Origin of the sequence: Pedobacter sp. KACC 23697, assembly GCF_045348445.1 — a bacterium.
Classification (GTDB): Bacteria; Bacteroidota; Bacteroidia; order Sphingobacteriales; family Sphingobacteriaceae; genus Pedobacter.
Genome location: NZ_CP157485.1, coordinates 2,433,616 through 2,456,300, shown reverse-complemented (window position 1 = coordinate 2,456,300; position 22,685 = coordinate 2,433,616). Strand labels below are relative to the sequence as shown.

General features: G+C 38.5%; 19 protein-coding genes. 10 read left to right on the top strand and 9 right to left on the bottom strand.

Annotated features, from left to right (window positions below; all coding sequences use genetic code 11):
• Window positions 1-221: 221 nt before the first annotated feature.
• The 5 genes from ABEG20_RS09685 to ABEG20_RS09665 form a co-directional block, all read right to left on the bottom strand.
• On the bottom strand, window positions 222-1,340 hold the full coding sequence (locus ABEG20_RS09685; protein ID WP_406827169.1) for a GNAT family N-acetyltransferase: 1,119 nt from the start codon (window positions 1,338-1,340) through the stop codon (window positions 222-224).
• Window positions 1,341-1,412: 72 nt separating this feature from the next.
• Window positions 1,413-1,604, bottom strand: coding sequence for a hypothetical protein (locus tag ABEG20_RS09680; RefSeq protein WP_205056023.1), 192 nt, complete (start codon window positions 1,602-1,604; stop codon window positions 1,413-1,415).
• A gap of 87 nt (window positions 1,605-1,691) precedes the next feature.
• Complete coding sequence (scpB, locus tag ABEG20_RS09675; RefSeq protein WP_406827168.1) at window positions 1,692-2,258, bottom strand: SMC-Scp complex subunit ScpB; 567 nt, start codon at window positions 2,256-2,258, stop codon at window positions 1,692-1,694.
• A 250-nt stretch (window positions 2,259-2,508) separates the two neighbouring features.
• Window positions 2,509-5,436, bottom strand: a complete 2,928-nt coding sequence (locus tag ABEG20_RS09670; protein WP_406827167.1) for a two-component regulator propeller domain-containing protein — start codon at window positions 5,434-5,436, stop codon at window positions 2,509-2,511.
• A 67-nt stretch (window positions 5,437-5,503) separates the two neighbouring features.
• On the bottom strand, window positions 5,504-6,289 hold the full coding sequence (locus ABEG20_RS09665; RefSeq protein ID WP_406827166.1) for a LytR/AlgR family response regulator transcription factor: 786 nt from the start codon (window positions 6,287-6,289) through the stop codon (window positions 5,504-5,506).
• A 125-nt stretch (window positions 6,290-6,414) separates the two neighbouring features.
• Between ABEG20_RS09665 and ABEG20_RS09660 the strand changes: the two genes are divergently transcribed.
• Together ABEG20_RS09660 and ABEG20_RS09655 are read left to right on the top strand one after the other, a co-directional pair.
• Window positions 6,415-7,149 carry a ferritin-like domain-containing protein gene (locus ABEG20_RS09660; protein WP_406827165.1) on the top strand — a complete coding sequence of 245 codons (735 nt, stop codon included), beginning with the start codon at window positions 6,415-6,417 and terminating at the stop codon, window positions 7,147-7,149.
• A gap of 18 nt (window positions 7,150-7,167) precedes the next feature.
• Window positions 7,168-8,082 (top strand): ferritin-like domain-containing protein, encoded by a 915-nt coding sequence (locus ABEG20_RS09655; RefSeq protein WP_406827164.1) that lies wholly within the window; start codon window positions 7,168-7,170, stop codon window positions 8,080-8,082.
• A gap of 219 nt (window positions 8,083-8,301) precedes the next feature.
• Here the strand turns inward: ABEG20_RS09655 and ABEG20_RS09650 are convergent, their stop codons facing one another.
• The 3 genes from ABEG20_RS09650 to ABEG20_RS09640 all read right to left on the bottom strand — a co-directional run bounded on the left by ABEG20_RS09650 (window position 8,302) and on the right by ABEG20_RS09640 (window position 10,737).
• Window positions 8,302-9,426, bottom strand: a complete 1,125-nt coding sequence (locus tag ABEG20_RS09650; protein ID WP_406827163.1) for a CofH family radical SAM protein — start codon at window positions 9,424-9,426, stop codon at window positions 8,302-8,304.
• Window positions 9,427-9,488: 62 nt separating this feature from the next.
• Window positions 9,489-10,106, bottom strand: a complete 618-nt coding sequence (locus ABEG20_RS09645; RefSeq protein ID WP_406827162.1) for a hypothetical protein — start codon at window positions 10,104-10,106, stop codon at window positions 9,489-9,491.
• 1 nt (window position 10,107) lies between these two features.
• The gene (locus ABEG20_RS09640; RefSeq protein WP_406827161.1) at window positions 10,108-10,737 is read right to left on the bottom strand and encodes a hypothetical protein; all 630 of its coding nucleotides are present in this window, start codon (window positions 10,735-10,737) and stop codon (window positions 10,108-10,110) included.
• 158 nt (window positions 10,738-10,895) lie between these two features.
• Here ABEG20_RS09640 and ABEG20_RS09635 point away from each other — a divergent pair, with 158 nt between their 5' ends.
• Entirely contained in the window at window positions 10,896-12,140 is a 1,245-nt protein-coding gene (locus ABEG20_RS09635; RefSeq protein WP_406827160.1) for a M16 family metallopeptidase, read from the top strand.
• The gene (locus ABEG20_RS09630) at window positions 12,133-13,404 is read left to right on the top strand and encodes a M16 family metallopeptidase (RefSeq protein ID WP_406827159.1); all 1,272 of its coding nucleotides are present in this window, start codon (window positions 12,133-12,135) and stop codon (window positions 13,402-13,404) included. Before ABEG20_RS09635 ends, ABEG20_RS09630 begins: the two co-directional genes overlap by 8 nt.
• A 133-nt stretch (window positions 13,405-13,537) precedes the next feature.
• Here ABEG20_RS09630 and ABEG20_RS09625 read toward each other — a convergent pair whose 3' ends face one another.
• The gene (locus tag ABEG20_RS09625) at window positions 13,538-13,819 is read right to left on the bottom strand and encodes a pyrimidine/purine nucleoside phosphorylase (RefSeq protein ID WP_406827158.1); all 282 of its coding nucleotides are present in this window, start codon (window positions 13,817-13,819) and stop codon (window positions 13,538-13,540) included.
• A 292-nt stretch (window positions 13,820-14,111) separates the two neighbouring features.
• Here ABEG20_RS09625 and guaB point away from each other — a divergent pair, with 292 nt between their 5' ends.
• From guaB to ABEG20_RS09595, 6 genes are all read left to right on the top strand, one after another.
• Complete coding sequence (guaB, locus tag ABEG20_RS09620; RefSeq protein WP_406827157.1) at window positions 14,112-15,581, top strand: IMP dehydrogenase; 1,470 nt, start codon at window positions 14,112-14,114, stop codon at window positions 15,579-15,581.
• Between the two features lie 402 nt (window positions 15,582-15,983).
• Complete coding sequence (locus ABEG20_RS09615) at window positions 15,984-18,563, top strand: TonB-dependent receptor (RefSeq protein WP_406827156.1); 2,580 nt, start codon at window positions 15,984-15,986, stop codon at window positions 18,561-18,563.
• A 348-nt stretch (window positions 18,564-18,911) separates the two neighbouring features.
• A complete protein-coding gene (locus tag ABEG20_RS09610; protein WP_406827155.1) occupies window positions 18,912-19,505 on the top strand; it encodes a TIGR00730 family Rossman fold protein in 594 nt (197 codons plus the stop codon).
• A gap of 89 nt (window positions 19,506-19,594) precedes the next feature.
• Window positions 19,595-20,056, top strand: a complete 462-nt coding sequence (locus ABEG20_RS09605) for a MaoC family dehydratase (RefSeq protein WP_406827154.1) — start codon at window positions 19,595-19,597, stop codon at window positions 20,054-20,056.
• A 59-nt stretch (window positions 20,057-20,115) separates the two neighbouring features.
• Window positions 20,116-20,670: a hypothetical protein gene (locus ABEG20_RS09600; RefSeq protein ID WP_406827153.1), complete on the top strand. Its 555-nt coding sequence runs from the start codon at window positions 20,116-20,118 to the stop codon at window positions 20,668-20,670.
• Between the two features lie 338 nt (window positions 20,671-21,008).
• On the top strand, window positions 21,009-22,637 hold the full coding sequence (locus tag ABEG20_RS09595; protein ID WP_406827152.1) for an acyl-CoA carboxylase subunit beta: 1,629 nt from the start codon (window positions 21,009-21,011) through the stop codon (window positions 22,635-22,637).
• Window positions 22,638-22,685 lie beyond the last annotated feature (48 nt).

The following is a 22,685-nucleotide window of genomic DNA, read 5'->3' as shown; positions in this document are numbered from 1 at the left end:
ACTGAATTTTTCTGTGTTTTCGGTGACTACTTGACAAAAATAAGAAAAATTCGATCCATTGGTCTGATGGTCATTCCCACGCAGGCGAAAATCTTAAAGCGAATGCATGATCGTCTTTCATTTTATGTAAATAATTTGTTCTATGGAAAGCAATCGGGGAGGATACTCCGTGGCCATAAGAAAAAGGTTCGCGGAGACACGAACCTTTTCTGATCAGTGGTTTAAAATACTTTTCGCATCGTCAAATGCTTTTTGCCAAAGGTTGCGCCTGTCGCTTTATGGATAGCGATCATTTGTTCGTTAAAGTCGCCTACCCAGCTCAATTCGAGCTCTTTGTATTGGTTTTTAGGTAATACATATTCGCCTAAACGGATAAAAAGTACAGATTCTAAGCCGTGTTTCTGGAATTTAGGTTTAGTGCCCATCACAATCGCCCTCATGCGGGTAACGCCCACCCAGCGGCGGTAAGCAAACTTTAATTTCTCAATTAAGCCCAGTTTTCCATTAAAACCTTTTATCATCTGGTTGGCATCAGGAATCAATACCACAAATGATGCTGGTTCCCCGTTAAAATAAGCAAACTGGATCAAATGTTCATCCATAATGGGTTCCATACTTTTAAAACTCTCTTCGAGCGTTTCTTTTTTGATGGGAACAAAGTTTTCGAAATTCTGCCAGCCATCATTGTAAATTTCCATTAAATCATTAATGTATTTGCTGGAATTGGCCTTGCTGAAATATTCGAATGTATAGCCTGGTTTATTTCTTACCCAGTTTGCAATTTTTGTAAAACGCTCCGGAAAGGGGATGGTGAGGTTAATGTGGTTGGTTAGCTGTTCATATTCGGTAACAAAACCATATTTTTCGAAAAATTTCTGATAATATGGGAAGTTGTAGTTCATGCCGAAAGAAGGAGGGGTAAAGCCTTCAACCAACAGGCCCCAGAAACTATCGTTTTCGCCAAAATTAATCGGACCATCCATTGCCTTCATCCCATTTTCAGTTAACCAGTTTTTGGCTGTATCAAATAAAAGAAAGGCAGCCTTTTCATCATCAATACATTCAAAAAAACCCATACCGCCTGTTGGTTGGTCATAATGGTATGCTTTTTTCTCATTTATAAAAGCTGCTACACGGCCAATCAGTTGTCCTGCATCATCTTTTAATACCCAACGTGTACATTTTCCATGAGCAAAAAAAGTGTTCTTTTCAGGGTTAAAAACATTTTCAACTTCACTATCCAACGGACAGATCCAGTTTTTATCGTTTTTATATAAGATTTTTGGGGTGTTTAGGAAGTCTTTTTTTAATGATGAATTGCTTACGGATATCACTTGCATGGGCAGATTTTAAAATTAAAAAGCATCCTACCAAGCGGGCGGATGCTTTTTCAAATATATGTTTTTTAAATATTAATAATCGTCGTCGTCATCGTCAAAATTATCGAAGTTGTCAAGATCATCTAATGGCAAGTCAAAATCGTCATCGTCATCATCCTGAGGCTTCTTTTTTGTTGTTTGAATATCGTCATCTTCAAAATCATCATCTTCGTCTACCTGTTTTTTGGCAGTCGGTTTAGTTGGGAGTTTCTTTGGCGCTGTCATAACACAAAAATAAAAATTGCTTTTATAGTTTAAAAATACAAAAAAACTTTTTTTAATAACAAGCTGTGAATAAATAAATTAATTTATTTACTCTGCGTTTTCTCCTACAGCATTTTCCTCCTTAACAATATCTTTTAGCTGCGGGAGTTGGTTTAAGTTATTTAAACCAAAATAATCCATAAACAGTGTGCTGGTACTATATAGGATAGGTCTGCCGGGAGTTTCTGCTTTTCCATCAATACTGATCAATTCTTTTTCAAGCAGGCGTTGTACCGAATAATCAGAATTTACTCCCCTGATCTGTTCAATTTCCAGTTTGGTAATGGGCTGGCGGTAGGCAATAATGGCAAGTGTTTCCATAGCAGCCTGACTTAATTTTTTCTTGGAACGGTGTAACTGCAGTTGGTTAACCGTTTCATGGTAATCTTTTTTGGTTAGAAACTGATAACCATTATTTAGAAATACCAATTCGATAGCCAATTCATCATGGTTATATTTTTCTTTAAGCTGCTCTATGCTTTCGAATATTTGTGCCTCGTTAAATTCTTCATTAAAAACTGCATTTAGGGCAAGTATGATTTCTTGCGTACCAATACTTTGGCTGGAAGAAAATATAAGGGCTTCGATGTGCCTGGTGATGTTAGGATTGGGCATACACAAAAATAAAATTTTTGACATAAAAAAAGCGGTCTCGCTTTTAAAAACAAGACCGCTTTCAACACACAAATGAAACCTGAATTAAGATATAGTTTTAGGTTAGGTTATTAAATATCTATATCAATTCTATAAGAACGTCTTTGATAAACACTATCGTTTATTTCTAACACAAGTTTAAGGCTAAACCAGGTTCGATCAAGATTCTATTTAGTGAGTGGTATTAATAATTGAGTAAACGGTAAATTATCTATTTTAACGGTATAGAAATAGACACTGTTGTACCATTTGTAACATTTTGACTTACGTTTAAGTGTATTGGTTTTGCTCCAATCTGACCTAAAAGATGTAACCTTTCCTTGGTGAGTTGCATGCCTTTACTAATATGTGTTTCCTTTTTATCTTTTAAAGAATTGTCTATTCCAATCCCATCGTCAATAATTTCGATATTAAGATAGAATTCATCCATCAGTTTAATATTGATCAGGATTTGGCCACCGGTTTCTTTTGGCATAATGCCATGCCATATTGCATTTTCTACGTAAGGCTGCAACAACATAGAGGGAATAAAAGTTTCTTCTTTGTCGATATCTTCATCCACATTAAAAGTATACGATAATTTATCGCCAAAACGGTTCTTCTCCAGTTTGAGGTAGAGGTTTAGGTATTCTAGTTCTTCTTCAAGCGAAATATAGCTTTTGGTACAGATTTCCAGATTTTTTCTGATCAATCTGGCAAAGCCCGTTAAAACTTTATTAGCAGATGCCGTATTCTGCGTATTAATATAATGCTGAATAGAATTCATCACATTAAACACAAAGTGCGGATTCATCATGGCCTGCAGCGCTTGTTGTTCTAACATGAGGACTTTGTTTTTTAATAACAATTGTGCCTGCTCCTTATCTTTTTGCTTGCGGGTGATGTAAACAGCTACCTTGTAAAAAATATAAGCCACGAGTAATATCAGAACAGATAAAAACCACAGGCTTTGCCAAAAATGTTTTTTAATGGTAAAGGCAATTTTTGCAGGTTGGCCCCAGTTACCATTCTGGCTTTTAGCGCTTACTTCAAATACATAGTCGCCTGATTGTAAAGAAGAAAAATCCAAACGCCTGGTACGGGTTTCTACCCAGGCCGAATTTTCATTTAAGCGGTAGCGGTAAGTAATATCGCTGGTGGTAAAATCTACCGCACTAAAGGTGAAAAGAATGGTATTGTTGCCCGTTTCGAAGGTAAAATTATCCTGGTCAACAGGTAAACGTTCATTATCTTTAATGATAGAGGTAACGTACACCTTAGGAAGATTCTTGACAATATTTTTATTATTGTATTTAAATAAAATAAGGCCTTTGTTTGTCGCAAAATAAGCCGTGCTGTCATCAATAAACAAACTGTTGATATCATCGCTTAAAAGGTCTTTTCCATAATCGAAATTGGCAACATTAGGTTGATTCGGATAATTGGCTATTTTGTTAACGCCTTTATTGGTTAATACCCATATTTCATTGTTTTTTATAAATATTTTGGTGCAGATGTTATTGGTTAGGCCATCTTTTTGGGTAATCTGCCTGGTAATCTGGTTATTCTTATAAAAAATTAAACCATAACCATCAGTAGCCAGAATCAATGTGCCATCGGCAAGCTGTTGTATATCGTTGATCCTTTTGGTCAGCAGGGGATGATTTTCATAATGTTTAATCAGTTTTCCTTTCGAAAATTGAGAAAGTCCGTTCACATTTGAAAACCACAAATTGCCTTCGCGATCATAAAAAACATGGTAAGACCTGTCTTTAAAAAAATCTTCTTTTTCGCGGTATTTTGCAGCGTTAAACTCAAATTTATTTCTCCGATCTGATAAGAAAACAACACCAGATGACAGGGCCAGGGCAAGATGATTGTTGTTTTCAGCTACACTAAAGTGTTTGATCACGAACATCGAGTTGTTTGATTCCTTTAAATACCTTACTTCATTACTGCTGTTATTGATATTTTTGAAAACACCCATTCCATAATCGGATGCAAAATATATAGATTGATCTTGTGGATCGAATGTAATCTGTTTAATGGTTTTGTATTTTTTAAAATCGTCTAACCCAATTTCATCAACCTGATAATTATCGATGTTTAGTACATCGATTACCGCATCATCGGTACCCAGCCATAGCCGGTTTTGCCCATCTTTGGTAATGCTTTTGATTACATTGCTGCTCAGCCCAGATTCTGCATCAATAATTGATAAGCGGTTATTCGCATTGGGCAGCATATATATGCCCTGATTGGTAGCAAACCACATGTTCTGGTTATTGTCCTTAATAACCTGGTTAACCGAAATATCCTGTAGATACTGCACCGTTTTTCCGCTTTTATCGAGTATAAAGGCTCCATTGGCATTGGATAACCAAACTTCTTTGGTATAAACATCGTAATAAAAATATCCCGACATGTTTTTGATCAGGTTCTGCGGAATGGGAATAAGATCGTTAATGCTTCCGTGCCGGTATTGTTTTAAGCCGCCATTATCCAGGTAAAATAAAGATCTGTGGCTGCTGTTCGCAGCTGTCATGTAAGAAAGGGGCTGCACTTTTGACTTAATCACGGAAAATGTTTTTCCGTTAAATTGTTGCACGCTTAAATCACTATATGCGAATATATTACCTTGCTCATCTTCATGGATAAAGGCATTGATAAATTTATCCTTTTGATTTGGGGAAATGTATTTTTTAATGGTTTTTCCATCCCAGCAAACAATTAAGTTCGCATTTGTTCCGAGCCAGATCCGTCCTGACTGATCGGTTAAAAAGGAAACAATTACGGTATTGAAGTTGAGCTTTCTAAGTAGTTCATCATTGTTCTGGTTATAAAACTTTCCTTCTTTTAAATAACTGAGCTGACCGTTTAGCGCAAAAAACCACAACCGGCCCTCTTTATCTTCCTTCATCTGCAGGATCTGGGTGTCTGGCAGACCATCTTCAATGGTGAAATTCTGAAAATTTGTACCGTCAAAACGGCTCAATCCATTATCGGTGGCAATCCATATAAAACCTTTTTTATCCTGTAAAATGTAATAACAGTTATTGCTGGCCAGCCCGTTTTTAGTATTATAATGTGGGAGATAAGTGGTTTGAGAAAAAAGTTTTTGAGGTGCACTAAAACCCAGCAGCAAAAATAAAAAAGCCATAAGCCTATAACTGAAGCTGGACCTCACAATAGCTTTTGGCACTAATGATTTCACTTTTATCTGCTGTCTAATGATCACTGTTTGCTTTTGTAAATAATTTTATTTTTTCAAAGAAATCGCTTGCCCTTCTCCTGGAAATGTTGATGATTTCGCCGTTTTTGAGAAAAACCTGTAGGCCGTTCTTAGAATTATATTCCTTTAAATGGTTGAGGTTAATAATGCTTGATTTGTGGATCCTGACAAACTGATCAGTTGGCAAGAGTTCTTCAAACTCCCTTAAAACTTTAGAAACGGTAATTTTTTCGTGGTTGTTTAAGTGTACAATAGAATAATTACTATCGGCTTCAATATAGATAATATCATCAATATCTATCATCTTAAAACCCTGTCCGTAAGGAAGGGTAAGTTTCTTAATCTCTGATTTCGAACTTAAACTGGAAGCCAGATTATTGATTCTTTCATCATTTTCGTTCTGGCTTTTAAATAATTTGATGTGCTGGGAAACTTTGTCTACAGCTATTTTAAGTTCATCAATATCAATTGGCTTTAACAGGTAATCCAGCGCATTTGCTTTTATCGCTTTTAGTGCATATTGATCGTAGGCTGTAGTAAATATAACAGCAGCATGGTGTTTTTGTGCATCAGGAATCAATTCGAAGCCATTTCCTCCGGGCATGGCAATATCCAGAAAGATCAGATCAATAGGGTGATGAGCCAAAATATCTTTCGCCTCGGCTACAGATCTTGCAATACCGGTAATTTCTACCTGTTGGCAATTCTGCTGCAGTAAAAAAAATAGTGACGATCGTGCAAACTCCTCATCATCAACAATAATGGCCTTTAATGTAGTCATAGTTACAGGTTGGTGAATGTATTAAAATGGTCTTATAAAAAAAAATGCAAATTGAAAAAACCAGTATACAAATTGTCACGTATGTATCATCAAACGTATTCAAAACCACTAAAACATAGATGACTATGAAAAACAATGAACTAGAAACAAAAAGCGAGCTTCAGGAAAAAAGTTTGTTTGACAAAACTGTGGGCAGAAGATCTTTTCTGCAATATGCAGGTGCAGGTGCTGCAGGTATCGCTTTAGTTGCTGCGGGTTGTAGCAAAGATCGCGGTTACGATAACCCAACAATGAATGGCGCAACACTGGATTTTAAAGATGATTTCGGGGTATTAAACTACGCCTATGCTTTAGAGCAATTGGAAGCTGCATTTTACATTAAGGTTGCTAATAGCAATACTCAATTTACAGGAACGAATGCTGCTGCAAAAAAAGCGTATTTCCAGGATATTCAGTTTCATGAGATAGCGCACAGAGAGTTTTTTAAAGCTGCTCTTGGTACAGCTGCAATAGGAAGTTTAGAAGTTGATTTTTCTTCAATTGATTTTACCAGCGAAGCAAGCGTTCTAGCTACTGCGATGGCTTTTGAAGACTTAGGTGTTGCTGCCTACAATGGTGCTGGTCCAAGACTAAAAACCGGCGCTTACTTATTATTGGCAGGTAAAATTGTTTCAGTTGAGGCCCGTCACGCTGCTTATGTTCGTGATATCATTTCAAATGGATCATTTGCAGATCTGAATAGCCTTACCTCATTGGGTGCCAATAATTCAGGTGGCTTAGATGCGGCATTAACGCCGGATAAGGTTTTGGCTGCTGCTTCGAAATACATCAAAACTAAAATTAATGTAATCAATCTTTAAAACTTTAAACTAGAAATCATGAATATCGTAAATATATTAGAAGAAATTGAAAAAGTTGATGGTGAGGTTTATGAGCGTTTAAACCCGAGAAGAGCTGCGATGAAAAGCTTTTTCAACATCGGTAAAAAAATCTCATTGGCTGCTATGCCACTGGCTTTGGGTTCTATGTTTCAGAAAGCATACGGACAAACTGCTTTACCGTCAGGCGTTGTAGATGTGTTAAACTTCGCATTGGCATTAGAGTATTTAGAATATCATTTTTACAATCACACTATTGTTGGTATAACAAAGAAAAATCAAGATGGTACTACTAACAACAATGTGACCGATGTTACATTTACATTTCCTAATGCAGCCAGCCAGGCTGCCATCACCACTATTCGTGATCATGAAAAAGCGCACGTAGATTTGTTGGTAGGAGCTTTGGGGAGTTCAGCACGTACACCAATTGCCTATGCGGATACCGATTTTAGAGCTGGTGGAACATTTTCTACAGTATATTCTGATTATAACACCTTTTTAGCAGTAGCACAGGGTTTTGAAGACACAGGTGTTAGGGCATATAAAGGCCAGGCAGCCAATTTAATGGCTACTCCGGGCGTATTGCAAACCGCTCTTCAGATCCACTCTGTTGAAGCACGCCATGCCTCACACATCCGTCAAATGCGTACCGCTGCAGGTTCTACCGTTTTTAAACCTTGGGTTAGCCTTGGTGCTTCCGGTCAGGCAAATGATTCAGGTGTTGCAGCTGTTGATGCTGTATATGCTGGTGAAGATTTAACCGTACAGGCTGGGGCAAATATTGTGGGTATTGGTGGTTTTTCAGGTATAACCAAAGCAGCAGCTGTAGAAAGTTTTGATGAACCTTTAGATAAGGCTAGTGTGGTAACAATTGCTAACCTGTTTTTACAGCCAGGTAAAAAGTTATCATAACACACCAAAATATTGACATTATTGATTAGGTAATGTTTCGTTTAAGGTAGGGGAGGTAAAACTTTAGTTTTACTTCCCTTTGTTTTATCAGCGTTTTCGAGATTTAAGATTGATGTGAAATTAGAAATGCCACACCAGAATCTCATTAAAATTAATGCTATTGATCATAGAAAGTTGAATCTTGCAATCCACCATTTCCCACCTAACCTTACATCATTTTTAATAAGTAATCACCTGCTCTTCTAAATGCTCTGGCAGATCCCTGTAATTGTACTTTTGACCGCGTAACTGTGGCTCAAAACCAGCAGCTTTGATGGATTGCTGGATACCATTGGCGGTAAAACGGTGTGGCGCACCGGCGGCAGATACCACGTTTTCTTCAATCATGATCGATCCGAAATCATTTGCACCTGCATGTAAACACAATTGGGCAGTCGTTTTTCCAACGGTTAACCAACTGGCCTGGATGTTTTTGATATTTGGCAACATGATACGGCTCAGGGCAATCATACGGATATATTCATCAGCAGTTACCGTATTGCTGATTCCACGGAGCCTTTTTAATAATGTGCCATCATCCTGGAAAGGCCATGGAATAAAGGCCAGAAATCCATTGGCGTCGGCAGGTTTTTCGCTTTGTACCTGACGGATCCATACCAGATGTTCAAAACGCTCTTCAATGGTTTCTACATGGCCGAACATCATGGTTGCAGAGGTTGTGATATCCAATTGGTGACAGGCACGCATTACATCAAGCCATTCTTGTCCACCACATTTACCTTTAGAGATCAAACGCCTCACACGATCGTTTAATATTTCAGCACCAGCACCAGGAAGCGAGTCCATTCCGGCCTCTTTTAGTGTTTTTAATACCTCAGTATGCGAGATTCCTTCCAGCTTGGCTACGTGCGCAATTTCTGGTGGACCTAATGCATGAAGTTTTAAATCAGGGTATAATTCTTTTAATTTTTTGAATAAATCGGCGTAAAAAGCCAGACCCAAATCAGGATGGTGACCGCCCTGCAATAATAACTGATCGCCACCTAAGCGGAAAGTTTCTTCAATTTTAACTTTATAGGTCTCTATGTCGGTAATATAACTTTCCTCGTGGCCAGGCCTGCGGAAGAAATTGCAAAATTTACAATTCGCAATACAAACATTGGTGGTATTTACATTACGGTCAATCTGCCAGGTTACTTTGCCGCTGGGCACTTGGATTTTTCTAAGCTCATTGGCTACAAACATCAATGATGCAGTATCGGCATGGTGGTATAAGTATACACCTTCTTCTTGGGTTAAAAAATCGAAATGTAGTGCCCGTTGCAGTAAATTGGCTGTATTCATGAAACAAAAATACTCGAAATAAGTATCACTATAATCACAGTTTTATAAAAAAACAGTGGTGCCTAATTATTTTTTGTTGTATCTGTTTTGCGTTTAAAGAGGTTTAGCAAGTCATTTCCCTGCTTTTTAATCTCTTCTAAACGTTTTTTTGTGCTGTCGTTAACTTTTTTTAAACCTTCATTAGCCTTGATAACATTATTTTTAACTGTATTTTGGCCAGCAGCAACTGCATCAGAAACTTGTTTGACCTTATTTTCACCAGTCGCAATAGCGCCGATAACCTGTTTTGCTTTTTTATCGGCATTAACTTTAGTACTATCTATAAACTTCTCGGCTGCAGCTGCTAAAGTGGTCGTATCCTTAGCTGGTTTACCCAAAGCAGTATTTGCTTTGGCAAGCAGTTGATCATCTTCTTGCTTTACAATGCCACCATTTGCGGTATAATTGTTTTTACTGTTTAAATAATTTGTTTTGGCTGTTTCCAACTGGATCTTTGCAGCAGCTATTCTTGCGGTATCCTTACTTGCAACGGCTGCATCATAATTTAACTGGGCATCAGTAAGTGCGAGGGCCGCAGTTTCATAAGATTTTGTAAAGTCAATTTTTTCTTCCTTTTTTGTAGCTGTGTTGCAGGCTGCTAAGCTGAACGTGAGCAGACAGATTAGAATTATATTTTTCATGTTATTTTGAGGTAGTAAATTGATCAACTATTTTTTTTAACGAACTGGTTTCCTGTTCCTCTGTGATGCCTCCACCAAGTCTTTCAATCTCTAAATTATTAATGCTTTTAGCAAATTCTAAATATTTCAAATATCGGTTAAGAACTTCAATTTTCGTTCCATTATTGTTTTGTTCGGTATTGCCAAGGTTTTTAACAAAGGTTTCCATATTATCGATGCAAACAATGTAGGCCTGAAAAGCATTCGGTGTAAAGTAATCGTTAACCAGATTATTTGTGGCGAGTTGCGGGTATAATTTTGGCAGTTCAACTGGTGTTTTCTTTAAGGTTTCGGTTAAGTTCAATCCGGAATTTGAAGTATTTAAATACATTCCCTTAGTTTTCATCTGGCAGTTTTCTATAGCCAGATTGGTTGTATTTAGTAGCTTGATCAGGTTATTCTTTTTGTCTATGTTATCTAAAAAAGTATTTACAGACAGGGCAATAAATAATCCTGTAAAAGTGGAAATCAGCGAAATAATAAAACTAAACGTATCATTGTTGTTTTTACGCCATTGGCTATCTCGTCTAAAATTGAGTAAAAAAAGACTTGTTGCTACTAAAACTAGTGATATTATAGTATACGTGAGCATATATTTTTTATAATTTTTTATAAAAGTATATAATTAGATGTAATAAAGAAATTACAAATGCTGTTAATTTTTAATTTTCTTAAAAATTAACTGTCAGTTTGCCGGATTAATTGATTAAACAATTTGGCTATTCAACAATTCGTTTATATTTGTCACTTATGGTAGATTTTAATCGTTTTACACTGGCCAATGGGTTAAAAGTTTTGGTACACGAAGATACCACAACTCCAATGGCAGTTTTAAATATTTTATATGATGTAGGTGCCCGTGATGAGGACCCTGAAAAAACGGGTTTTGCACACCTGTTTGAACATCTTATGTTTGGCGGATCAGTAAACATTCCCAGTTACGACGAACCTTTGCAACGGGTAGGAGGAGAAAATAACGCTTTTACAAGTAATGATATTACCAATTATTACATTACGCTGCCGGCCGAGAATATCGAAACTGCTTTTTGGTTGGAGAGCGATAGGATGCTGAGCCTGGCTTTTTCTGAAAAAAGCTTAGATACACAGCGTAATGTGGTAAGTGAGGAATTTAAACAGCGTTATCTTAATCAGCCTTATGGTGATGTTTGGTTAAAACTGCGTCCGTTGGCTTATAAGAAGCATGCTTATCAATGGGCAACTATAGGGAAAGAGCTTTCGCATATCGAAAATGCAACAATGGATGATGTGAAATCATTTTTTAAGAAACACTACACGCCGCAAAATGCAATTTTGGTTGTTGGTGGAAATGTGAAAACAGCTGATGTGAAAAAAATGGCCGAAAAATGGTTCGAGCCAATCCCTGCAGGTGAGAAATATAAACGGAATTTAGTTCAGGAGGATCAGCAGACCGAAGCCAGAAATGAAACAGTTAAGGCTAACGTACCTTTGAATGCAATTTATATGGCTTTTAAAATGCCAGGACGATTAAGTCAGGATTATTACGCCTTTGATTTACTTTCGGATATTTTATCCCGCGGGCAGTCTTCGCGTTTATATAACAGCCTGTTAAAAGAGCAACAACTTTTTAGCGATATTAATGCCTACATTTCGAGCAGTTTGGATCCCGGTTTATTTATTGTTGAAGGTAAATTGGTCGAAGGTATAAGCATCGAAGCGGCAGAAAAAGCGATCTGGGCCGAACTTGAAAAGTTAAAAACCGAACTGGTTTCTGAAACTGAGTTAACCAAAGTGAAGAATAAGGTAGAATCTGTGCTTGTTTTTTCTGAGATGAGTCTGCTGGATAAGGCAATGAACCTGGCTTATTACGAGCTGTTGGGCGATGCTGCTATATTGAACCAAGAAACCGAAGAGTTTTTAAAAGTGGAGGCAGAAGACATCCAAAGGATATCTAACGAAACTTTTAACCCTAAATCATCATCTACTTTATATTACTTAACTGAAGAAAATGCTTAACAGACAACAGGCACCTGATTTTAAGCAGGTATCTACCATAAACTTTATCCGGCCAGAAAAAAAAGTATTGGATAATGGAGTACCCGTTTATACCATTTATTCCGGAGAACAGGATCTGGTGCGAATCGAATTTATTTTTGATAACGTAAACTGGAAACTCGATAAACCACTACAGGCTATTGCAGTAAGCGCATTAATCAATAACGGAACAAATAAATTATCAGCCAAAGAAATAGCAGAAAAAATTGATTTTTATGGTGCATTTTTTCAAACGGAATATATACAGGATCAATCTTCTGTTACAATGTATACGCTAAATAAACATCTGCATTCGGTATTACCGATTGTGAAAAATGTTTTATCAGAAAGTCAGTTTCCACAGCACGAACTAGACATCTATATCCAAAACCAGAAGCAAAAGCTACAGGTTAACCTGAAGAAAAATGATATCCTTTCGAGAAAGGAATTTGCCCATGCGTTGTTTGGTGATACCGCTTATGGTGTAAACATCCAGGCAGAACATTACGATGCCTTAAAACGTGAAGATCTGGTTGATTATTTTAAGGCTGCTTATACTCCGAATAATTGCACCATCGTGATATCAGGTAAGTTTGATGATGGTGGATTCAATCTTTTGAACGATGTTTTTGGCAACAATTGGCAAAAAAGTAATGCGTTAAAGAATAGTTTCAGTTTTAAGGTCACCGAAAAAAAGACGGTTTATACCGAAAAGCCGGATGCATTGCAATCGGCTATCCGTATAGGCCAATTGGCCATCAACCGTAAACATGAAGATTTTTGTGGACTTCAGGTTCTGAATACAATTTTAGGCGGATATTTTGGTTCGCGTTTAATGAACAACATCCGCGAAGATAAAGGGTATACCTATGGCATTGGCTCTGGCATTTCTTCGCTGCTGCAGGCGGGTTATTTTTTTATCGCTACCGAAGTTGGTGCCGATGTATGTTCGGCTGCGCTAACTGAAATTTATAAAGAGATCGGGTTATTGAAAAATGAGCCGGTAGGGGAAGAAGAACTGAACCTGGTTAGGAACTACATGCTTGGATCGATGTTAGGCAGTTTGGAGAATGTTTTTTCGCATGCCGATAAATTTAAAAATATTTATTTTTCGGGACTGGATTACGATTATTACACCAAATATATTGAAAAAGTGAAGACCATCACTTCAGCAGAGTTATTGGCATTAGCTAATAAATACCTGACTACAGAAAATTTTACAGAAGTAGTGATTGGGAAGAAGTAAGTGTCCGGAGGCCGTCATTTCGAGCAGACCCGATAGCAGGCTATCGGGTGCAGCGAAGTCGGGAACCACAGCGTGCTCAGCGAAGCTAAATCTGTAGAGATGACGCCTTTTTCGGTTAATATTCTTCTATTAACTATCTATACTGGCATAAATATGCCGTTTGCACAGTGGTTTTTACCTTGAAGGATGAATTTGCAGGAACTTCGAATGTGCTGCCTGCTTTAATGATTTGCCATCCTGTAGCTTCGGAAAGTAAGGCTGCTAATTCGCCTTCTATAACATGCATCATTTCTTTTTGAGCTGTACCAAAGGTATATTCTCCCGGATTGATAATGCCGATAGTAGATTTTCCATCAGCAGTTTCATAGCCCAGCGATTTAACGTTGCCATCAAAATATTGGTTTTCAGTAATCATATACGAATTTATAATGTTTTAGTCAAAACAGCTTTTTGTTTATCCGCCTGGTCAATCTTTTAGTAAAAAACTACCTATTTATCATGTTTTTCTGGTGGATAAATCTGTGCCTGGTCAAATTTAAGTGATAAGTTTAATATAACTATAACCCAATTTTCATGAACCTCATCATTTCTATGTCATTGCAATTGTCAGGAAAGCTCAATATTTAAGCATTTTTAACTTTATGCTTTTATTTTCACTCGATTTTCGTATCTTTGCCTGGCAAATAATAAATCCTAATTTATTTGCTATGCAACTCGATTCCACAAAGTTTATTGCCACAGGTTTAACGTATGATGATGTACTATTGGTGCCCGCATATTCTGAAATTCTGCCCCGTGAAGTAAATACTGCCACTTTTTTAACAAAAAAAATCAAACTTAATGTTCCATTGATTTCTGCTGCGATGGATACCGTAACCGAAGCCGAGCTAGCCATTGCCATTGCGCAGAATGGTGGTATTGGTATGTTACATAAAAACATGACGATAGACAGACAGGCTGCCGAAGTACGTAAGGTTAAGCGTTCGGAAAGTGGTATGATCAAAGATCCTGTAACCTTACTGGAAACAGCTGTGGTTGCTGATGCTTTCAAGATTATGAAGGAGCATAAAATTGGTGGTATTCCTGTTGTAAGTAGCGATAACAAACTGGTTGGGATTATTACCAACAGGGATTTGCGTTTTCAGAAGGATATGAAAAGACCAATTTCTGAGGTGATGACTAAAGATAATTTAATCATTGCACCAGAAGGAACTACTTTGGTTCAGGCCGAAGAGATTCTTCAGAATCATAAAATAGAGAAACTTCCTGTGGTGAGCAAAGATGGTTACCTGAGTGGCTTAATTACCTTTAAAGATATTTCAAAAGTTAAAAATTACCCCGTAGCCTGTAAAGATGAACATGGCCGTTTAAGGGTAGGGGCAGCGGTAGGGGTAACTGCCGATACTTTACAACGCGTTGATGCTTTAGTTCATGCCGGTGTTGATGTAATTACCATTGATACCGCCCATGGCCATACCAAAGGTGTAGTAGATAAATTAAAGGAAGTTAAAGCAAAATATCCTGATTTACAGGTTATTGTTGGTAATATTGCTACCGGTGCAGCTGCGAAATTTTTGGCAGACGCCGGTGCTGATGCTGTTAAAGTAGGTATTGGTCCGGGTTCTATCTGTACCACCAGGATTATTGCCGGTGTTGGGGTTCCCCAGCTATATGCTGTTTACGAATGTGCCAAAGCATTAAAAGGTACTGGTGTACCGGTTATCGCAGACGGTGGTATTAAACATACCGGCGATATTGCCAAAGCAATTGCTTCAGGCGCAAGCACCGTAATGGCAGGTTCTTTATTTGCAGGAGTTGAAGAATCGCCAGGTGAAACCATTATTTACGAAGGACGTAAATTTAAATCGTACCGAGGAATGGGTTCGATCGAAGCGATGGAGCAAGGTTCTAAAGACCGTTATTTCCAGGATGTGGAAGACGATATTAAAAAGCTCGTTCCTGAAGGTATTGTTGGTCGCGTACCATTTAAAGGTACCTTGGCAGAGGTCATGTACCAATACATTGGCGGTTTGCGTGCCAGTATGGGCTATTGTGGAGCAGCCAACATTGAAGCCTTACAGGAAGCACAATTTGTACAGATTACAGCTGCGGGTATGCGCGAAAGTCACCCGCATGATATCACCATTACCAAAGAAGCGCCTAATTATACCAGATAGGGTTTAAGGCAGAAGGTAAGAGTAAGACGTAAGGAGGTTGAAGGTATTTCCCCAATCTTTCCAAATAAAATCAAAACGGGGCATCGGTTTACGATAGCCCCGTTTTGATTTGATTCAAACCTCGCAGGTTTTTAAAACCTGCGAGGTTTTCCGTTATCGGACCTTATAGGTTTTTAAAACCTTAAGGTCTGAGTCCAATTTTATTAAAAATCACAAAATAAAATTTGGCAGCTGATATTTTTTAATATATTTGTCGACTAAATCTATAGGATTTATATGATAATTATGAAAACAATTCAAAAAACGCGCTCGTATTGTTGTTATAGCCATTCTAAAACATTAATCGGATACTATCCAACGGGTCATTAATCAGCAGCATTTAAATAAACCATCAACATAATCATGAACAAAACTTTACTTTTTCTCTTTACATTTTTACTTTCAGCAGGATTTGCTTTTGCCCAAAGTCCGGTAACCGGCGTAGTTAAAACAACCAGTGGCACTACAATCCCGAATGCAACCATCAAGGTACGGGGCACAAACCAAGCAGTAGTAGCTGATGAAAACGGTGCTTTTAGCATGAACGTGAAACAAGAAACACCCTTTTACCTGCAGGTAAGCTCTGTAGGCTATAAACCACAGGATTTTCAGATACTAAAACTTCAGGATACGCCGATAGAACTGGTTTTGGTAGAAAACGCATTGCTCGATGAAATTGTGGTCACCTCCAGAAGGCGTTCAGAGGTATTACAGGATGTTCCCATTCCAATTACGGTTATTGGTGGCCGTTCAGCAGAAAATGCTGGTGCTTTTAACGTTAACCGTTTAAAAGAACTGGTGCCTTCGGTACAGCTGTATGCTTCTAATGCCAGAAATACTACTTTAAACATCAGGGGTTTGGGTTCTACTTTTGGTTTAACCAACGATGGTATCGATCCCGGGGTGGGTTTTTATGTTGACGGCGTTTATCACGCCCGTCCGGCGGCTACCTCTACCGATTTTCTTGATATTGATCAGATCGAAATTTTGCGTGGCCCGCAAGGCACCCTATTTGGTAAAAATACAACGGCTGGTGCCTTTAATATTACTACGAGCAAGCCAACTTTAACACCTGGCGCAAAAATAGAATTAAGCGCGGGGAATTATAATTTTATTCAGGCCAAAACATCAGTTTCCGGGGCACTGGCTAAAGATCTTGCTGCAAAAATTTCCCTTTCAGGTACCCAACGTGATGGTACCATCTGGAATACCAGAGAAGAGCGCAGGTACAGCGGGCAAAACAACCTGGGGTTTAAAAGTCAGTTGTATTATACCCCATCAGAAAAATTACAGGTTTTGTTAAGCGGTGATGTGAGTATTCAGCATCCGGCAGGTTACCCATTGGTAATCGCCGGTGTTACCACAACCGAAAGAAGTGCATACCGCCAGTACGCTAAAATTGTTTCTGATTTAGGTTATCAGCAACCTAAAATAGATCCTTTTTCAAGAGAAATCAATACCAATACGCCATGGAGGCACAACCAATCAATAGGAGGAATCTCATTAAATGTAGATTATAAAATCGGTAACGGAACGCTTACTTCAACTACGGCCTGGAGATTCTGGAACTGGGATCCAACAAATGACCGGGATTTCTCAGAATTGGCGGCACTAACCAAATCGCAGGGTACCTCACGACATGATCAGTACTCGCAGGAAGTTAGGTATGCAGGAAATATTACTGAAAAATTAAGTGGGGTAGTGGGGGTTTATTTCCTGGGTCAGAATTTAAAAGGTTTGGCACAAACAGAAGAGGTAGGTAAAGATCAATGGCGTTTTGTACAAACCAGCAATACCGGAAGCCAGGCCTTATATTCTACTCCGGGTTTACTGGATGGTTTTGGAATTAAAACCAACTCTACCATTAAATCGTTAAGTGCGGCTGTTTTTGCACAGGTTGATTGGGAAGTTTTAAAAAATCTGCATGTATTACCAGGCTTAAGGTATACCTATGATAAGAAGGATGTGGATTATGATCGGGTAACGTATGGCGGTTTACAAACCACTGATGCGGCATTATTGGCGCTTAAAGCAGCTGTTTATGCCAATCAGCAGTTCACCACAAAGGTAGATAACAACAATTTATCAGGTAACTTTACCGTTTCTTACCGTCCAACCCATAACTTAAATGTTTATGGAACTTTCTCTACCGCTTATAAACCGGTAGGGGTTAACGTAGGCGGTTTGCCAACCACCTCAACTGGTGCAGCCGATTTATCGGTAGCGATTGTTAAACCCGAATACGTTCAGCATTATGAGTTAGGTGCTAAAACGAAGCCAATTAAAGGTGCCATAGTAAATATTAGTTTGTTTAATACAGATATTAAAGATTACCAGACCAATGTGCAATCGCCACAGCTCGGTGTAAACAGAGGTTATTTGGCCAATGCTGAAAAAGTAAGGGTAAAAGGATTGGAAATAGACGGCACTTACCAGTTGGAGCGGTTTTTAACGTTAAATGCGGCTTTGGCATATCTTGATGGCAAGTATGTGAAATTTACAAATGCACCACTTCCTTTAGAAGAAACCGGGCACACCGAACTGATCAATGGCGTGGCTACCCAGGTGGCATTTAAAGATGCATCGGGCGGTAGGTTACCGGGTATTTCCAAATGGAATATCTCTGGTGGTTCAGAATTGAGTACGCCCGGCAATCTGGCCACCAGAACGGGACGGTATTTCATTGCCGGTGACGCCAGTTACCGTTCAGAATACTCTTCAAATCCTACACCGTCAAGCGTATTGATTGTTAAAGGTTATGCCTTATTTAATGCCAGGTTAGGATTCAAATCAGATAAGTTCTCCTTGTTTGTTTGGAGCAGAAATATTGCTAACAAGAATTATTATGAGCAATTACAGGCTGCAGCAGGCAACTCTGGTTTATACGCAGGTGTATTGGGTGATCCAAGAACTTATGGGGCAACCATCCGTTATGCTTTCTAATAGCTAAATTCATCTTTTCTCTCTTATATTTGGTTAGCGGGAGTGGCATAATGCCGCTCCTTTTTCTTGGAACAGGAAACGTTTAAATATTTTAAGTGTTAATATGGTTTTAAAAGCAATGACAGGGGGCATCTTAAAGTCAGTTCTTGCTATTCCTGAAATCCTCACTTCGCTCCGGTTTTTCCTTTCTATCCAGGTTTATTCAACAAGTTAAGTGGTTCTTGGATGGAGAAATCATTCGATTGAGTTTTGCAGGTTTTATGCGCAATAAGTCCAGTAACAGCATTGTGCAGAATAAAAATTTATAGAAAGCCGATAAAATCTTAACTTCGTTAAATTTTTAATTCAATGAATAAGCTTTCTTCGGTTTGTGTATACTGCGGCTCAAATTTTAATGGCGATGCAAAGTTACGTGATGCAATAAACAAATTGGCAGAAACACTTGTAAAGCAGGAGATCAGACTGGTTTATGGGGGTGGAAGTGTTGGTGTAATGGGAGTGCTCGCTAACGATGTGCTGGATTTAGGTGGTTTGGTTACGGGTGTAATTCCCCAGTTTTTAATGGATAAAGAAGTTGGGCACCAAGGTTTAACAGAAATGGTTGTTACCGAAAATATGCATCAGCGAAAACAGAAAATGGCCGATCTGAGCGATGGTTTTGTGATCTTACCCGGCGGCTTTGGTACATTGGAGGAATTTTTTGAAGTGTTAACCTGGCTTCAGCTCGGTCTGCACAATAAACCAATCGGTGTATTAAATGTTGGTGGTTTTTACGATCCTTTATTCGCCCAAATGGATATGATGGTGCAAAATAAATTTTTGAAACCGGCCAATCGCGATTTAGTATTCAATGAAGCAGATGCCAAAACTTTAATAAATAAAATGCATGATTTTTCGGCTATTCCGGACGAGGTCTGGTTTAGAGACAGAAATTTGAGTTAGAAAAAGTATTAAGTAATAAGCATCAACTAACACTAATCAATATTAATCCGCCATACGCAAAACACTTGGCGCCAAAAAAAATATACCAAATGCAAATTATTACCTCGCACTCAGAATTTGAACAATACCTGGGCAAAGAATTAGGCGTTTCTTCGTGGCATACCATTACACAAGAACAGATTAACAAATTTGCCGATGCCACACTTGATCATCAGTGGATTCATACTGATGAAGAAAGGGCTCAAAATGAAGGCCCTTTTAAGGCAACTATAGCGCACGGTTATTTGACGCTTTCATTAATCCCATATCTATGGAAAGAAATTGTTGATATTCAAAACCTAAAAATGGAGATCAATTACGGGATAGAAAGTTTAAGATTTGCACAAGCCGTAACGGTAAACAGTAAGGTAAGGTTAAAGGCTAAACTGGCTTCAATTATTAACCTCCGTGGTGTAACCAAAGTTAATATGGCTATCGAAATGGAAATCGAAGATCAGAAAAAACCTGCATTTAGCGGAGAAGTAGTTTTCTTGTATCATTTTGTAAATTAATTATTTACAATGTAGCGGATTGTTTATATTTATAGTTTAAATAGGAAATAAATTCGCTCATGATCAAAAACAATAAATTCTTAAGCTTTATTTTAGTTATCCCGTTTATCCTGTCTTGCCAAATCAAGAAGGATCAGCATTTGGCAGCCGATTCATTTTTACCGATGCAGATTGGTAATTTATGGTATATGAATGCGCAATCCTATACCGAAATTCAAGATACCGTTCGGATTAATAAGAAGCTTTTTTACAAGTTCTATTCTTTGGTAGGTGGCGATGCAAGTAGTACGGTTTATTTGAGGATAGACGAGCATCATAAATTGATTGAGGGCTATCCCGATAGTCCTTTGAAAACATATACCAGAGCTGATTTTTCTGCAAAGAAAGGCGATAAGTTTTTCACTACGGGCGAAAAAGATGAAAATGATAATGAAGTAACTGTTGTTCAAAAATCAGATCGTGAAATCACTTTTTCGTTTGATCCTGTTTACCATCCCAATTTAAAAGGTCATCCCACGCTGGTGAAATATATAAGAGGTAAAGGCTGGGCTGATCAATACCAAAAAATAAAAATTGATGGAGTAGTTTATCAAGAGAGCCAAGATAAAAATTAACCACAGCGTTCACGGAGTTTTACACAGAGGACACAGAGAAAGTATTAATTTTCTTGCCACCAATTAGTTAGTCATAGAAGCACAGCAAATACGGAGATGCTAAACCCAACTTTGTGATCTCTGTGTTTGAAATACTTAACGCACTTTGCGGTTAAAAAATCCACGCAAGTATGGAAACATGGATATGTTTGACTCCATCTAACGCTGTGCCCCGCCGTACTTTTCCTCTGAGAATTTTGTGGTTAAAAAACTAGCGTTCTTTGTGGTTAAGCCTATCTGTAGACCAGAAACCATTTTGGTCAATACTGTTTTTATAAAATTAAATTTAAATTGCCTCCATGAATATCGAATTCAATAAAAACGAGGATGTAAACAAGCAGTTGGTTTACGAACTGAAAACCAGACTCAAAAAAGTATACCTGGGTGGCGGTGAAAAAAATGCTGCAAAACAAAAAGAAAAAGGTAAGCTGCTGGCACGTGAGCGGATTGAATATTTAATTGATAAAGATTCTGACTTTTTAGAAGTTGGCGCCTTTACGGCTGATGGTATGTATGCCGAGCAGGGGGGATGCCCTTCAGCTGGGGTAGTGTGTGGTATGGGTTATGTAAGTGGCCGGCAATGTATGATTGTGGCTAACGATGCGACCGTAAAAGCAGGCGCCTGGTTCCCGATGACAGCCAAAAAGAACCTCCGGGCACAGGAAATTGCCATGGAAAACCGCTTGCCGGTAATTTATTTGGTTGACAGTGCTGGTGTTTACCTGCCCATGCAGGATGAAATTTTTCCTGATAAAGAACATTTTGGCAGAATGTTCCGCAATAATGCCATCATGTCTTCAGATGGGATTGTACAGATTTCGGCCATTATGGGCGCTTGTGTTGCAGGAGGTGCCTATTTACCTATTATGAGCGATGAAGCCATGATTGTGGATAAAACGGGTTCTGTTTTTCTAGCGGGGTCTTATCTGGTTAAATCGGCCATAGGAGAAGAAGTGGATAATGAAACTTTAGGCGGTGCAACCACACATTGCGAAATATCCGGTGTTACCGATTATAAACATCCTAACGATCAGGCCTGTTTAGATAGCATCAAAAACATCATGAGTATGCTGGGGGCTCCTCAGAATGCTGGTTTCGATCGTATTGCTGCGGTTAAGCCAAAAGAAAAAGAAGAGGACTTGTATGGTATTTTTCCCGAAAACCGAGATAAACCTTACGAAATGATGGATATCATTAACCGTTTGGTCGATGGTTCTGAATTTGAAGAATATAAAAAAGGTTACGGACAGAGTATTGTTTGTGGTTTAGGCCGTATTGACGGCTGGGCCGTAGGTATCGTCGCTAATCAGCGTAAAGTAGTCAAATCGAAAAAAGGGGAGATGCAGTTTGGTGGGGTAATTTATTCGGATAGTGCCGATAAGGCCAGCCGTTTTATCATGAATTGCAACCAGAAAAAAATTCCTTTGGTTTTTCTGCAGGATGTGACCGGTTTTATGGTTGGCAGTCGCTCTGAACACGGTGGTATTATCAAAGACGGGGCCAAAATGGTTAATGCCGTTGCCAATTCGGTAGTGCCTAAGTTTACAATCGTATTAGGTAATTCTTATGGTGCCGGTAATTATGCCATGTGCGGTAAGGCTTACGATCCAAGATTGATCTATGCCTGGCCTACAGCAAAAATTGCTGTTATGGGTGGCTCACAGGCTGCTAAAACCCTGCTGCAAATTCAGGAAGCATCATTAAAAGCTAAAGGGGAGGTGATTACCCCCGAAAAACAGGCTGAACTGCTAAAAGAAATTACCGATAAATATGATAGCCAAACTACCCCTTATTATGCTGCTTCACGACTTTGGGTTGATGGGATTATCGATCCACTCGAAACCAGAAAGGTAATTTCGATGGGTATTGAGGCCGCCAATCAATCACCGATTACCAAAAAGTTTAGTGTTGGGGTGATACAGACTTAGTTCATGATCGACTTTTTTAACCACAAAGAGCGCAAAGAAAAGGCGCAG